This is a genomic window from Sporocytophaga myxococcoides DSM 11118 (assembly GCF_000426725.1).
Classification (GTDB): Bacteria; Bacteroidota; Bacteroidia; order Cytophagales; family Cytophagaceae; genus Sporocytophaga; species Sporocytophaga myxococcoides.
The window spans coordinates 515677-530594 of record NZ_KE384560.1 but is presented as its reverse complement, the minus strand read 5'-3'; the positions used below and the strand labels follow the sequence as shown (position 1 = coordinate 530594).

General features: G+C 36.2%; 19 protein-coding genes. 4 read left to right on the top strand and 15 right to left on the bottom strand.

From position 1 onward, the window contains the following. Positions 1-49: 49 nt before the first annotated feature. The 6 genes from rimO to rpmB form a co-directional block, all read right to left on the bottom strand. Entirely contained in the window at positions 50-1363 is a 1314-nt protein-coding gene (rimO, locus tag K350_RS0120435; RefSeq protein WP_028981483.1) for a 30S ribosomal protein S12 methylthiotransferase RimO, read from the bottom strand. An 88-nt stretch (positions 1364-1451) separates the two neighbouring features. Then, positions 1452-1958 (bottom strand): hypothetical protein, encoded by a 507-nt coding sequence (locus tag K350_RS0120430; RefSeq protein WP_156027115.1) that lies wholly within the window; start codon positions 1956-1958, stop codon positions 1452-1454. Beyond that, positions 1924-2880, bottom strand: a complete 957-nt coding sequence (gene ftsY, locus K350_RS0120425; RefSeq protein ID WP_028981481.1) for a signal recognition particle-docking protein FtsY — start codon at positions 2878-2880, stop codon at positions 1924-1926. Before ftsY ends, K350_RS0120430 begins: the two co-directional genes overlap by 35 nt. Before the next feature lie 82 nt (positions 2881-2962). Further along, positions 2963-3118: a DUF4295 domain-containing protein gene (locus tag K350_RS32115; protein ID WP_081671085.1), complete on the bottom strand. Its 156-nt coding sequence runs from the start codon at positions 3116-3118 to the stop codon at positions 2963-2965. Positions 3119-3121: 3 nt separating this feature from the next. Then, a complete protein-coding gene (gene rpmG, locus K350_RS0120415) occupies positions 3122-3304 on the bottom strand; it encodes a 50S ribosomal protein L33 (RefSeq protein WP_028981480.1) in 183 nt (60 codons plus the stop codon). Between the two features lie 35 nt (positions 3305-3339). Beyond that, on the bottom strand, positions 3340-3576 hold the full coding sequence (rpmB, locus tag K350_RS0120410) for a 50S ribosomal protein L28 (protein WP_028981479.1): 237 nt from the start codon (positions 3574-3576) through the stop codon (positions 3340-3342). Positions 3577-4030: 454 nt separating this feature from the next. Here rpmB and rocD point away from each other — a divergent pair, with 454 nt between their 5' ends. After that, on the top strand, positions 4031-5260 hold the full coding sequence (rocD, locus tag K350_RS0120405) for an ornithine--oxo-acid transaminase (RefSeq protein WP_156027174.1): 1230 nt from the start codon (positions 4031-4033) through the stop codon (positions 5258-5260). 19 nt (positions 5261-5279) lie between these two features. Continuing rightward, the gene (hemB, locus tag K350_RS0120400; RefSeq protein WP_037576494.1) at positions 5280-6248 is read left to right on the top strand and encodes a porphobilinogen synthase; all 969 of its coding nucleotides are present in this window, start codon (positions 5280-5282) and stop codon (positions 6246-6248) included. A 139-nt stretch (positions 6249-6387) separates the two neighbouring features. Here hemB and K350_RS0120395 read toward each other — a convergent pair whose 3' ends face one another. From K350_RS0120395 to cysQ, 9 genes are all read right to left on the bottom strand, one after another. Beyond that, entirely contained in the window at positions 6388-6759 is a 372-nt protein-coding gene (locus tag K350_RS0120395) for a co-chaperone GroES (RefSeq protein ID WP_211236767.1), read from the bottom strand. Positions 6760-6895: 136 nt separating this feature from the next. Beyond that, positions 6896-7711 (bottom strand): hypothetical protein, encoded by an 816-nt coding sequence (locus K350_RS0120390; protein WP_028981475.1) that lies wholly within the window; start codon positions 7709-7711, stop codon positions 6896-6898. Between the two features lie 78 nt (positions 7712-7789). Further along, entirely contained in the window at positions 7790-8215 is a 426-nt protein-coding gene (locus K350_RS0120385) for a hypothetical protein (RefSeq protein ID WP_028981474.1), read from the bottom strand. Between the two features lie 5 nt (positions 8216-8220). Next, positions 8221-9018: a hypothetical protein gene (locus tag K350_RS32585; RefSeq protein ID WP_028981473.1), complete on the bottom strand. Its 798-nt coding sequence runs from the start codon at positions 9016-9018 to the stop codon at positions 8221-8223. A gap of 70 nt (positions 9019-9088) precedes the next feature. Continuing rightward, on the bottom strand, positions 9089-9757 hold the full coding sequence (mnmC2, locus tag K350_RS0120375; protein ID WP_028981472.1) for a tRNA (5-methylaminomethyl-2-thiouridine)(34)-methyltransferase MnmC2: 669 nt from the start codon (positions 9755-9757) through the stop codon (positions 9089-9091). Beyond that, positions 9747-10817, bottom strand: coding sequence for a sulfotransferase family protein (locus tag K350_RS0120370; protein WP_028981471.1), 1071 nt, complete (start codon positions 10815-10817; stop codon positions 9747-9749). Before K350_RS0120370 ends, mnmC2 begins: the two co-directional genes overlap by 11 nt. Further along, positions 10814-11503, bottom strand: coding sequence for a WbqC family protein (locus K350_RS0120365; protein WP_028981470.1), 690 nt, complete (start codon positions 11501-11503; stop codon positions 10814-10816). The genes K350_RS0120370 and K350_RS0120365 overlap by 4 nt, the downstream gene beginning before the upstream one ends. A gap of 1 nt (position 11504) precedes the next feature. Further along, a complete protein-coding gene (locus K350_RS0120360; protein WP_028981469.1) occupies positions 11505-12440 on the bottom strand; it encodes a glycosyltransferase family 2 protein in 936 nt (311 codons plus the stop codon). A gap of 20 nt (positions 12441-12460) precedes the next feature. Then, positions 12461-13243, bottom strand: coding sequence for a 3'(2'),5'-bisphosphate nucleotidase CysQ (cysQ, locus tag K350_RS0120355; protein WP_028981468.1), 783 nt, complete (start codon positions 13241-13243; stop codon positions 12461-12463). A gap of 104 nt (positions 13244-13347) precedes the next feature. Here cysQ and cysC point away from each other — a divergent pair, with 104 nt between their 5' ends. Both cysC and cysD read left to right on the top strand, forming a co-directional pair. Then, positions 13348-13944 carry an adenylyl-sulfate kinase gene (gene cysC, locus K350_RS0120350; protein ID WP_028981467.1) on the top strand — a complete coding sequence of 199 codons (597 nt, stop codon included), beginning with the start codon at positions 13348-13350 and terminating at the stop codon, positions 13942-13944. Positions 13945-13996: 52 nt separating this feature from the next. After that, a complete protein-coding gene (gene cysD / locus K350_RS0120345; RefSeq protein WP_028981466.1) occupies positions 13997-14902 on the top strand; it encodes a sulfate adenylyltransferase subunit CysD in 906 nt (301 codons plus the stop codon). The last annotated feature ends 16 nt before the right edge of the window (positions 14903-14918 follow it).

Sequence of the window (14918 nt, the reverse complement as noted above, 5' to 3'; positions counted from 1 at the left end):
GATGACAGAACCAATTTCGCACTTTGGTTAAACCTAAGTTTTATTCTGTCTAGCTGACAATTTTACCGTAAAGATCAAACTCAGAAGCAGAATCGATCTTTACGTTTGCAAAATCCCCAACTCTCACATAAGTATTCTCTGCAGAAACCAATACTTCATTGTCTACTTCCGGAGAGTCTGATTCTGTTCTTCCAATGAAATATCCACCTTCTTTCCTATCAAAGAGTACTTTGTAAGTATTTCCAACCTTTGCCTGATTTAATTCTAAAGAAATACCTTCCTGAATACCCATAATGGTATCGGCACGCTCTCTTTTTATATCGCTAGGTATATCGTCATTTAAAGTATATGCATGAGTATGTTCTTCATGGGAGTATGTAAAAATGCCCAGTCTGTCAAATTTCATATTCTCCACAAACTGACAAAGCTCTTCAAAATCCTGCTCTGTCTCGCCAGGATGCCCGGCAATCATTGTAGTTCTTAAAGCTATATTTGGAACTTTATCTCTGATTTCTTTTATCAGATCTTCAGTTCTGTTACGCGTGATACCCCTTCTCATAATCTTCAACATATTTGAAGAGGCATGCTGAAGTGGCATATCCAGGTATTTGCAGATGTTATCTCTTTCCGCCATTACATCCAGAATGTCCATCGGAAACTGAGACGGATAAGCATATTGCAAACGTATCCAGTCGATTCCGTTTACGTCTGATAATTTCCTTAACAGCTCTGCAAGATCACGTTTGCCATAAATATCTAGACCATAATAAGTAAGGTCCTGAGCGATAAGAATTAGTTCTTTCGTTCCATTTTTGGCCAGGTTCTTTGCTTCTGTGACTAGTTCATCAATTCCTCTTGATACATGTTTGCCTCGCATAACGGGAATCGCACAGAATGAACACGGACGATCACAACCTTCAGCTATTTTCATAAAAGCATAATGCCTTGGAGTTGTAATCAGACGCTCGCCCAGCAATTCATGTTTATAGTCAGCTTTAAACTTCTTAAGAAGTATTGGGAGGTCGCTTGTACCAAAAAAAGCATCTACCTGAGGGATTTCCTTTTCAAGGTCATCTTTATAGCGTTGAGAAAGACATCCTGTAACATAAATCTTTTCTACAAGTCCGCTTTCTTTGGCATCAACGTATCTCAGGATGGTATCTATAGACTCTTGTTTAGCATTGTCAATAAAGCCACAGGTATTAATGACCACTACATTAGCATCATCTTTTCCTGATTCGTGAGCAGCGTCAATATTATTACCTCTCAATTGGGTAAGAATATTCTCCGAGTCCACCAGATTTTTAGAACAACCTAATGTGATGATATTTACCTTTGTCTTTCTAGTGCCTTTAGTTTTCATCTTTAATACTGGAATATATTTATCGGAAATGGAATAAATACTTATTCCTTTAGCTCTCCAATCCCCGAAATTACTTATTATTTTTAAACTATTCAGAGTAGTGTGCCATGTAGTCTACCTCAAAAACTACATTAGTGAGTTTATTTTTTTCAACTTTCACCGGAAACAAGTAATAATCAGGAGATATTTTAGAATACAATCTTCCCCCCTCATTAATGACCAATGAATATTTTCCAACTTCCAAAGGTAACTTGAAAGTTCCGTCTTGTTGGGTTAAAATTGTGTCTAAGGGAGTTGTTGAGATTGTTTTAAAAAAATCTCCCTCGGCAAGTTCCGATTCTTTTAAGGAAGTAAGTGGATATATGTAGATTTCTCTTTCAATACCAAAAATTTTACCTTCTTCAGGAAGCTCTTCTGTAGTGGAGAAATTACCTTCTTTGAAAATTAATTTACCTGTAATACCTTGGCTTGTATCTGCTGTGACAGATACGGTTTTAGTGGAAACGCAGGAAAACTCTGAAAAAGAAAACAGAAATATTAACCCCAGAAGCAGGATTAATTTATTGCCTGTTGAAGAGAGAATCAACGAACTCATGTTTATTAAATACCTGAAGGTCATCTACCTTTTCTCCTACTCCGATATATTTTACTGGTATTTTAAACTGATCTGATATTCCCAAAACCACCCCACCTTTTGCGGTACCATCCAGCTTTGTAATTGCCAGAGCTGACACTTCTGTAGCTTTGGTAAATTCAGTAGCCTGGACAAATGCATTTTGGCCAGTACTTCCATCCAGAACTAAAAGAACTTCATGCGGAGCTTCGGGAATAAATTTTTGAATAACCCTCTTTATTTTAGAGAGCTCATTCATAAGATTTACTTTAGTATGTAATCTTCCTGCAGTATCAATAATAACTATGTCAGCCTGCTGATCGACACCTTGCTTTGCTGCATCAAATGCTACAGAAGCAGGGTCAGTGTTCATGCCGTGAGAGACTACAGGTACTCCAACCCTTTCTCCCCACATTTTCAATTGGTCCACAGCGGCAGCTCTAAAAGTATCTGCAGCTCCCAGAATTACTTTTTTGCCTTTCTTTTTAAACTGGGCGGACAGCTTACCAATGGTAGTCGTTTTACCTACCCCATTCACGCCAACAACAAGAATTACGTATGGCCCGGATACTTTTGGAACTTCATAGTCAGACAAATCCTCTGAGTTATTTTCAGCAAGCAGACCTGCAATTTCTTCCTTTAGTATTTTATCCAGATCAGAAGTAGTTACATAGTTATCTCTTTCGACCCTCTGTTCAATTCTTTTGATAATCTTTAAGGTAGTCTGCACGCCCACATCAGATGTAACCAGCATCTCTTCCAGGCTGTCCAACACCTCGTCATCGACCTTGGACTTCCCCACCATGGCCTTGGTTAACTTAGAGAAGAAGTTATCCTTGGTTTTCTCCAGACCCTTATCCAGAGACTCCTTTTTATCTTTTGAAAAGAAATTAAACAGCGCCATGAAATATCTTTTTCTTAAAACACCAAAATAATAAAAAAGTCCCATTAAGGGACTTTATCATTAATAATTTACGAAGAAGCAATTATTTCTTCAATGCTTCTTGAACTTGATCTACCGGTACGATTTCTTCTTTGAAAGCGTAAGCTCCAGTTTTATCGTTCTTTACTGCCTTAATAATTTTGGCAAACCCTTTTCCAGCATCAGCTTTCTTCAGGGTAGCAACTACTTTCTTTGCCATGGGTTATTTAATTTCTTTATGAGTGGTCACTTTTTTTAACACAGGATTGTATTTTTTTAATTCAATCCTTTCAGGAGTATTTTTCCTGTTTTTAGTAGTGATATATCTGCTTGTACCAGGTAGACCACTGTTTTTGTGCTCGGTACACTCCAGAATCACCTGAATCCTGTTACCTCTTTTTGCCATGATTTATTGCAATTTCTCTTGTAAAAACCAAATAATTAAACGGCCATTCCGTTTGCCTTAGCCTCTTTTAATACTGCGCTAATTCCTTTTTTTGTAATTGTTCTTAAAGCAGATGCAGACACTTTAAGAGTTATCCATTTGTTTTCTTCAGGAATAAAAAATTTCTTAGTCTGAAGATTAGGATAGAATTTTCTCTTTGTCTTGTTGTTGGCGTGAGAAACATTGTTTCCTACTCTAGTTCTCTTTCCTGTAATTTGACAAACTCTAGCCATTTTTCTAATTTTTTATATTATAGGGTTGCAAAGATGCTAAAATAAAATCTAAATACAAAATTTAGATTTATTTTTTCTTTCGAAGAAAAGTAATTTATCCTTTACCCAAAGGTGTAAATGTACTTTTACCACAATTATTTCAAACAAAATTAAGTCAAAAAACTCTTTTTGAGAAATATTTTTTCAGGAAGCCGGCTCAGGAACCCTGCCAATTCTTTAAAAATCCATTGTCATCACGTTAATTTTCTGAATATTATAATATCACTAAAAACTCATTTCTATTTTTCAGGAAACCATTCAAATCATTAAGAAAAGAATACTTTTATTTTTAAATTTGAAATTCTTTCCTGAAAAATTTGCTTATAATCCTGATATATATCTGTGAAAGATTAGAATGGAGAATTGATAATTTTCAGGATATTATCCTTTTTAAATTTAAAATAATAAACTTATGATGGGGACTATTTCCGCCACTGCACAGGCTATTGAGCTGGAAGAAAAATATGGAGCACATAACTATCACCCTCTGCCGGTTGTCCTTTCGAAAGGAGAAGGAGTATTTGTATGGGATGTTGAGGGAAAACGTTATTACGACTTTTTATCCGCATATAGCGCTGTAAACCAAGGACATTGTCATCCTAAAATTATTAATGCTCTGGTAGCACAGGCCCAAAAGCTTACTTTAACAAGCCGGGCATTTTATAACGAGCGACTTGGAGAGTGTGAGAAATTTATCACTGAATACTTTGGATATGATAAGGTACTCATGATGAATTCTGGTGCTGAAGCTGTTGAAACTGCAATTAAGCTAGCAAGGAAATGGGGTTATACTGTTAAAAACATCCCATCTAATCAGGCTTTAATTGTTGCTGTAGAAAAAAACTTCCACGGAAGAACAACTGGAGTTATTGCTGCATCTACGGATCCTGATTCGACAAAAGATTTCGGACCTTTCAATCCTGGATTCCAGATTATTCCATACAGTGATACTGCAGCACTTGAAAATGCACTGAAGAACCCGAATGTATGCGCATTTCTTGTAGAACCTATTCAAGGTGAGGCAGGTGTATATGTACCTACCGAAGGCTATCTGAAAAAGGCTGCAGAGCTGTGCAAAAAATATAATGTACTGTTCATCATTGATGAGATCCAGACTGGGATCGGGAGAACCGGAAAGCTACTTGCTTCTCAATATGAAGATGTAAAAGCGGATATTCTGATACTTGGTAAAGCAATATCTGGCGGAACATATCCAGTCTCTGCTGTGCTTGCAGATGACCATATCATGCTCACTATTAAACCTGGTCAGCATGGATCCACATTTGGAGGAAATCCGATGGCATGCGCTGTGGCCCAAGCTTCCCTGGAAGTAATTCGTGATGAAAAACTTACTGAAAATGCATTCAAAATGGGTGAGTTATTCCGAAAGAGAATGACCGAGCTCCAGGAAAAATCTGACCACGTGATAGCGGTAAGAGGAAGGGGATTATTAAACGCAATCGTTATTAAACCAACAAATGACGGAAGAACCGCATGGGACGTATGTGTTGCGCTCAAAGACAATGGCCTTTTAGCAAAACCTACCCACGGTGACATTATCAGATTCGCACCTCCTTTGGTAATCAATGAAGCTCAATTAAACGAGTGTTGCGATATCATTGAAAAAACAATACTTGAATTTTAATTTCAAAACCTGAATAAACATGCGTCGTCCGAGAAGAAACAGAAAATCTGAAGCGATCAGATCTATGGTAAGAGAACATCAGGTAAGCACTAATGATCTGATTTATCCAATGTTTATGCAGGAAGGTAAAAATGGAAGATCTGAAATAACCAGTATGCCTGGAATTTTCAGATATACACCTGATCTTTTAATCAAAGAAATTGAGCTGTGCATGAAGCTTGGATTAAAGACGTTTGCGCTTTTTCCTAAAATAGAAGATTCTTTAAAAGATCCTCTTGCTAAAGAAAGCTATAATGAGAAAGGTCTGTATTTAAAGACAATCAAGGCTATCAAATCTGCACTTCCTGAAGCATGCATTATGACAGACGTAGCAATGGATCCATACAGTTCTGACGGTCACGATGGCATATTAAAAAATGGCAAAATTCTGAATGATGCCACACTTGAAGTATTAGGAAAAATGGCATTAGCGCAAGCTGAAGCCGGAGCAGACATTATCGGCCCTTCAGATATGATGGATTTTAGGGTAGGTTACCTTAGAGAAATGCTAGACACCGAAGGCTTTGATGATGTATCTATAATGTCTTATACAGCTAAATATGCAAGTGCATTTTACGGACCATTCAGAAATGCTCTGGATTCTGCCCCAAAAGCTGGAGATAAAAAAACTTATCAGATGGATCCTGCGAATCAGGCGGAAGCATTGATAGAAGCTGAACTAGACTTTGCTGAAGGTGCAGATTTCCTGATGGTAAAACCTGCATTGGCTTACCTCGATGTCATTAAACTTTTATATGACAATTATGAGCTTCCGATTGCAGCTTACAATGTAAGTGGAGAGTATGCTATGATAAAAGCTGCTTCTGAAAAAGGTTGGATTGACGGAGAAAAAGCAATGGCAGAAGCTTTATTAAGCATGAAAAGAGCTGGGGCAAAGGTTATCCTTACTTATTTTGCAAAGGAATTTGCAGTTCTTTCAAATTATTAAGCGGAAAGCAGAATGCTAAAAACTGAAAGTAAAAAGAGGTAAATGAAAACACATTTACCTCTTTTTTTATAAACCTCAAATTATAGAGTGGTGTTGAATTTCTTTTCACTATAAGCTTTTTGCTTTACGCTTTCAGCTTTTACAAATCCTCTCTCACAAGCATTAATATACTTGGCTGCGGCACTATAAAATACTTCTCATTATTAAAAGTAATTTCATAAGCTCCATTTTGTAAATAAATTGCAAGATCACCTTCTTGTGCCTGCAACGGTATATACTTGGTTGAATCCTGTTTTTCTTTCCATGGCTCCTGATTACTTTCATCTGGAACAGGAATTGGATATCCAGGACCAACCTTAATAACATATCCGCTCTGAATCCTGTCTTTTTCAATTACTCCCGGAGGTAGATATAAACCCGATGATGTTTTGTCATTTAATGTTTTGGGCTTTATTAATACTCTGTCTCCCACTACTATTAATTTGTCAAGAGATCTGTCTATTGAAAGCATTATGAAACTGTTTTTTGTACAAATTTAATAAAGCGATTCAATTATACATAAGCCTACATAACAAACAGGTGAAAAGCACAAATAAAAAAGGAGCTGTATGCAGCTCCTTTTTTATTTTATCATTGAATTAAAAAATTTATCTCTTCAAATTAAACAGGATCTTATCATCCTTCGCTCCTGGAAGATCGACCACATCTGTAATTTTAATAGCTGCGTAAGAAGAATTTGATTTTCTACCCAGTCTGGTTAAGATAATCTGACCTTGCTCTATATTCGAAATTTTATCTACTTTTTGTCCAGAGTTATATGCTTCCTGCAAAGTCAAAGCTGTTGCATTTAAATAATCAAATCCATTGAACAGCACAAACTGCCCGCCTGCAGGACTAATAATAGATTTGGATAAAACCGAAGAGGTATCATTTTCTGAATACATCTGAATATCTCTTAAACTATCCGGAGAAAGACCTGAGAATTTTGCAGTCAGGGCGACCAGGTCAAATGCATCTGCATTCCCGGAAGCTTTAGAATATAAAGAAGCACCTGAAAATTCTGTCAGCAATATTTCTTTGCCTTTCACAAGAATCTTTCTTGCTTCAGTTTTATCACGGCCTTCATTATCAATAATCCTGAACGTTATTAGAAGCGTATAATCTTTTTGTTTTTCAGGAATAACATACTCAAGTTTATAGGTTGAGTTTCTGATCCCATTCATCATGGAATCTAATATTACCTTTGATGCACTACCAACTTCCTGTTGTGATATTATTAATCTATTAAGCCCATCTTTGGATGATGCATTAAAATAAAAATTTTTAACTTCGCCGCCATATCCATTCAATACCACTTGTGAAGGATCAACGGATGTAATCAATGGATCCGCATCTTCCTTTTTACAATTTTGAAAAAGTATTGCAGAAAGAAGAATTACAAAAATTATTCTGATTTTTATCATTTGATTTAAAATTAAAAAAAACCTAAGAAGATCTTAGGTTTTTTTTATGGTTTAATTTCAGGCAACAATAAGTTGTTACTATTTTTCTTTTAATTTAAAAGCTTTTGCTTTTACCTGAATAGTTACTTTTCTTCCAAGGAACATTCTATCTACCACTTGAGTAAAGCCTAAAGGAAGAACAAAGTCAGCCTCTGGCTTAGATTGCAATGCATCATAATATGCATTGTTGAATCCTCTTCCGCGAAGTCTGAAGTTGAATATCCCCGTCGGATTTAGTCCAGGAGAACTGTAGTAAAATCTTCTTCCACCTACAGGAATAAATCCTAAAAGATAACTTTGAGTAGCTGACCCTTTTATTTCACCCAGATATTCAAGATCTGCAGTTGTGAAATTAACTCTGGCATCCAAAGGAGCAACTGGCACTGCTTTATAATACATTCTGCATGAAGTAGCCAGGCTCAATAATAGGGCGCCTATGAATAATTTATTAAAAATGCTCTTCATCCTGATTAGTTAAAATAAATATTTAAGATTAATCTAAAGTTGCTGTTTGTATCCCAGGTTGTAGATCTTTTCTTCAGTTTGCTGTATTGATATGGGTCAGCATTACCTGCACCATTTGTAGTCTGAGTATAATAATCCTGAGATGTTGTTACCCCACCAACTCTCTGTTCAGACTCAACGTGTGTTTTTCCACCTAGAGCCCAAAGACCTTGTAAACCATATTCCATACCAACAGACAATGGAAGATTAAGAACGAATACATTGAAACCTACAACTCCACCAAGACCAACTAAAGTCGAAGGTGTCTTCGCTGAATAGTGATCAAAGTCGCCATCTGTAAAATCGGTTTCCTCTTTGTTTACTTCTCTTTTGAAACCTAAGTAAAGATCACCACCTGCATATACATCGAAGATGTTTTTGCTGCTAAAGTGTTTTTCAAGACCTGGAACAAGCACATACTCTCTAACGCTTGATTTAGATGATGCACTTTTAATAGTAGGGAAGCTTGTTTGATCTAAATCTCCTTTAGAAGTTGTAGCTTCTTTTGTAATTCTGATACCGCCTCTTACAGCAACATCGTCTTTAATAAAATACTTACCACTGATAAGTCCACCTTGTCTAAGATCATTATAATTGTCAAATACACTTTGGTTCATGTTAAATCCAAATGTAAGGACTTTAGATCCTTTCAAAGGTCTTGCTCCGATGTTGTAAACACTAGTATCGTTTACCCTCTCTGATAATTGGGCGAATGAAGTACTGGCAACTAATACCAGTAAAAAGATAACTGAAATTTTCCTCATGGTTAGTATTAAAATATGTACTTAAAAATAATTAATGTTTCAAAAATAACGTTTTTTAATGTTACGACAACTATTTTCTTCCTCTTGTCATCTCCTTTTTTCCCGGAGGGCCAGGAAGCGTCTCAACAAAAAAGCCTGCAGCCTTTAAATTTCTTTTAAATTGTCCACTGGCACAATAACTTACGATTACACCTTCGTTTTTCATCCATCCATAAATTTTTTCAAAATTTCCTAACTCCCAAAGTTCAGGTTGTTTTGAAGGTGCAAATGCGTCGAAGTATACGAGATCAAGGATCGCAGGTTTCATTTCTAGATTTTCAAGCTTTTGCAAATGCTTTTTAAAAATGAAGTCTTGATTGATCTCTTTTATTTCACCGAAAGAAGCCTTATGAAAATCATAAAAAATACTGCTTTTATCCGGAGAAATCATTTCCGGATAATTCAATTCTAAAAAAATATTTTCTTCCAGTGGATATGGCTCAATGGTTTGATAGTAAATTTTTAGTGCTCTTTTTTCGCTTTCAAGAAAAGTCAAAAATGTATTGAGGCCCGTTCCAAACCCTACTTCAAGAATATTGATTTCATTATCTGTTGGTATCAAGTCCAGTCCGTTCTGTATAAATACATATTCTGATTCACGCAATGCTCCGTGAGTCGAGTGATATGTTTCTTTCATATCAGGTATATAAAGAGAATGAGACCCATCTTCTGTTTTTATTATTTCAATTTTAGATTGCATGCTTTTTTAAAATTTTATATACCGATTCAAACTGGTAATACTTTTCTGTTTCTTTACACGAAAGTCCATCTTCCTTTAAAAGGCTCACCCTTTTAATTTCCATATTTTGATTTATTTCACTAACTGAATAATCATGCTGAAACAAATCATGGTCTACGGGGAATGGTTCTTTAAATGCTTCGAAAACTTCTTTTGAATCTTTAACATCTTCACATTCGTAATTCAAATATTTTAATTCGGGAGCGCAAAGCGTATTAACATACGCAATGGCATTATCATCGAGAATCTCTTTATACTTGCCAATAGATGAAGAGGATATCAATTCACTTTTTCCAAATGATGAATTGCTTTTCCAAATATTTCCCTGCTGATCCATGAGCTTTGACTTTAATTCTATTTCCTGGACATTCATAAAGCCAGCTAATTCTTTCATTACAGACATAGGAGACTTAACCAGATCTTCATACCTGACAGAATAAAACAGTGGATGTTCAGAGTACTGAATACGAAACGCAACAGACTTCCGCCACATTCTTAGTGTGTACAACAATGGCCTGATTCTCCCTGTATATTCTTTTCCTAAAGCAGCAGAGCAAAGTACATCTCTTGGATCTCTTACAATGTGAATTACACGTACACCATTTTCAAGAAGTGCACCGACAAAATCTTCACATAATATTTCCTTACTACCAGCAAATGATATCTCATTGGTAATGTACTCCTTCCCTGCTTCCAGCTGTAACTGTTTGAATAAATCAATAAAACCATTGTTGGAATGAAGCAATGATTCAAGTCCTGAATGAACCTTATCTGCCTCGGTAAATTTATAGCGATTAAGAAATTCGATAAAATCCTTCATTTCAAAATACTCATTATCCAACCGGGTATTGATAGGATAAACGGATGAAATATTTTGAATTTCATTAAATCTCTTTTTCACCAAATGATAAAAAGAAGGATAGGGCTGAAATGCGATGCTGACCGAAGGATGCTGGAATAGAAGCTTTTCCAGAAGGGTTGTTCCTGATCTATATAAACCGGTGACGAAAATAAATTTCAACTGCTATAACTTTTTAGGAATTCGATCGAGTGCTCCCCTTCATTAAATATGAGGTCCAGAATGCTTACTTCGTGGATGAAAGGAGGAAAGAGCTGATGGTATACTTTATAACCAGAATAATCAAAATATCTCAATGCTATCCCTTTTTCCTGAATTGATTCTTGCTTTAAATAATTCTTTACTGCTGGCCCACACAAAAACTCTGTAGCCTCTGTCTTTACAAGAATATCTATTAAACGACCTATTTTATCCCCCTTCGGGGCATAGATGGAAGAATCATTAAATTTGGTTGTTAATCCTAACCAATTAGAAATTTCTTTTATCGCAGACTGATTAAATTCTGATAATGTCTCAATTTCGTTGAAATACAATTTATTAATTAAAGGTAAGGAACTTTCATAGAAAGGGGCTTTGGAATAATACTTTTCAAGTGTCTGAAAGTGCTTTCTTTTCCAATCTTTATTTATAAACCTTACTTCCTTTATAGTTCGCTTAATATTATCACCAACAGGAATGGTTAGCCATTTTGCACCTTCATCTGTTTTTATTTTATTTCTGTTTCTCCAGTCTCCAGTAGTATATTGAACGTCATCATAAAAAATAAATTCGTCAGCACTATTGATTAAATCAAAATATCCTTTCCAGGGAATATAATTTGACTGAAGTATGACCACAGTCTTTTTCATTTCATTCTCCCGATTTTTCCCTTACAACATAAGCAGGCTTTAATTCCACTCCATTAATGATCCTGATCAGATATTCGCCAACTATGCCTATGGAAAAAAGCATAAGCCCCCCGATAAATAAAGTTACAGTTACTAAAGATGCATATCCCGGAACAGGTATGCCTACTGTAAGTTTTTTCACGAAATAAATCAGAGCAAGTAGGAAACTGAAAAATGAAATGGAGACCCCGACGTAAGCAATAAGTTTTAACAAAAAGCTGCTGTTATTAAAAAGCATATTGGCAAAAGTTGCAAACATTTTCTTCAGAGTAAAACCTGATTTGTCATAAGGCCTTTTTGCATGTCGGACATTTACATTCTTTACATCTTTGGTAACATAAAATAGCAATGCACTTACAGATGGATTTGGAGTTTTAATTTGTAAAAAAGCTTTAACAACTTCAGCTTTTATAAGCTTGAACGGACTATTTCTGATATGTTCAGGTTTGCCCAACAGCTTAGCCTCAAACCAGTTATTAATTCTGCTAAAAATCTTTTTACTTATGCTGTGTTCCTTTTTATCAAACCTACCAATAACCACATCATGAGTATTTAGTGCAGCAAGAGAAGGAATATCTTCCGGAAAATGTTGTAAATCGTCATCTATCGTGATAATATAACGCCCCTTAGCATTAGTGAAACCACAAAGCAAAGCTCCCTGTTTGCCGAAGTTCCTCATCAGCCTGATGCTTGTAACTTCTTTATATTTTTTTGATAGGCCATTAAGAAACGGCCATGTCAGTTCATTTTCAGAGCCATCATCAATAAAAATAAGTTCATATGTTTCCATCAATTCATTTTTAAAAACAGCATCAATTCTGTCTCTCAGCTCCACAAGAGAGTGAGAACTGTTAAATACAGGAACAACAACAGAATAACTAATTTCAGAGGAAATCATACTTAAACTTTATGCAACTTTCAGCTAAGAAACACTTCGTCAGAAGCACATATAAAACTACTATTAAGCAAGGACTCTTTGTTGTATTCAAATCTTTTTTTGCCCAGATTTACTACAACCCCACCACTTGCTTCCACAATAGCCTGGCCTGCGCCAGTATCCCACTCCATAGTCGGGCCATGGCGATAATAAAGATCAGCGCTACCTTCAGCAAGAAGACAGAATTTTAAAGAACTTCCTTTTGAAATTCTATCTGCGACATTAAATCTTGAGAAAAAATCTTCTTCCTCTTTTGCAGCATGTGAGCGGCTTCCAACACCGATAAGATCCGTTTTCCTGTCGCTTACTTTAATGGGAAAAGTTTTCCCCTTACTGCGTTTAAAACTTCCTTTTCCAATTTGCCCAAAATACAATTCATCCAGAACAGGAGCATAAATAACACCAGCAACAGGGTAACCATTAGCAATCAGGCCTATGTTCACAGTGAATTCACCGTTCCTTTTAATAAATTCTTTGGTTCCATCCAGAGGATCTACCAGCCAGAATACTGACCAATTTTTTCTTACATCAAACGGAACCTCTTTTTCTTCTTCAGAAATGATGGGAATTTGCGGCGTAAGGCTCTTTAAGCCAGCAACTATGAAATCATTAGACTTTTTGTCTGCAAGCGTTAATGGAGAGTTATCGGCTTTTGTATCAATGAGGTCGGTAAAGTCGGGCAGACTATAGACTTCCATGATGAGTTTGCCTGCCCCCAGGGCTATTTCTTGAACTTTATCAAAATTAATTTCAGGCAGTTGCATGATTCCTCTATTTATTGAGTTTCAAATTTAGATAATTTTGGTCATTCTCTCTTTTTTTTACTGAAAATGTAGTATTTTTACAGATTAAAATTTCTTAACATCCTTTGGAAAATATTCATCCTATATTCGATCGAATTCTTAAAAGAGAAGATAAGGAAACGATTTTACACCAAAAATCTGTTGTGATCTGGATGGTGGGTCTTTCTGGTTCCGGAAAAAGCACTTTGGCGAAAGCCATTGAGCAAGAACTACATAAAAACGGATTCCTGACACAGCTGCTGGATGGCGATAATTTAAGGACAGGTATAAATAACAATCTTGGTTTTTCTGAAGCTGAGAGGATAGAAAATATCCGAAGAGCAGCAGAGGTATCAAAATTATTTCTTAATTGCGGGGTTATAACTATCTGTTCATTAATAAGTCCAACAGAAGAAATCCGTAATATGGCCAAAAATATTATCGGCGCTGAGGATTATTTCGAACTTTATGTGAATTGTCCATTCGAGATATGCGAGCAAAGAGATGTAAAGGGCTTGTATCGCAAAGCCAGAAATGGAGAATTAAAGAATTTCACTGGATTAGATTCACCTTTTGAAGAGCCACAGAATCCTAGTCTGGAAGTAAGGACAGATCTTAAACCTTTGGATATGTGCAAAGAAGAGATCTTAACTGCAGTTTACAAAAAGATAAAAATAAATTAACCTTAAAATTGTAATAGTTAAGCCATATTTGGCTTTTCAAACCTTATAACCTATGATTTCCTACAATTTAAGTCACCTGAAACAGCTTGAGGCGGAAGCGATATTCATCATGAGAGAAGTGGCCGCACAGTTCGAGAGACCAGCATTACTTTTTTCGGGAGGAAAAGACTCAATTGTGATGGTAAGGCTTGCACAGAAAGCATTCTGGCCTGCAAAACTACCATTCCCGTTGATGCACATTGATACAGGGCACAACTTTCAGGAAGCTCTGGACTTCAGAGATGATCTTGTGAAAAAAGTTGGAGCAAGACTAATTGTCAGAAATGTACAGGATTCAATAAATCAGGGCAGGGCCGTTGAGGAAAAAGGACCAAATCCAAGCAGAAACGGTCTTCAGACTATTACACTTCTTGATGCTATTGAAGAATTTAAGTTTGATGCCTGCTTCGGTGGAGCAAGAAGAGATGAAGAAAAAGCAAGAGCTAAAGAGCGTTTTTTCTCTCACAGAGACGAATTTGGTCAGTGGGATCCAAAAAATCAAAGACCGGAACTTTGGAATTTATTCAATGGCAAAAAGAGCCCAGGAGAGCACTTCAGAATATTCCCTTTGAGTAACTGGACTGAAATGGATGTATGGCAATATATTGCCATGGAAAAGCTTGAAATTCCAACTATTTATTTCTCTCATAAAAGAACCATTGTTGACAGAAACGGAATGCTTTTAGCAAAATCTGACTATATCACTCTTTTAAAGGATGAGCACTATGAAGAGAGAACTATCAGATTCAGAACTGTTGGTGATATGACTTGTACAGGAGCTGTTGAATCAGATGCGTCTACCCTTGATGAAATCATCCAGGAAGTTGCAGCCGCGCGTCAGACAGAGCGTGGCACCAGAGCTGATGACAAAAGATCTGAAGCTGCAATGGAAGACAGAAAGAAACAAGGATATTTTTAATAAATCAATTTCAAGA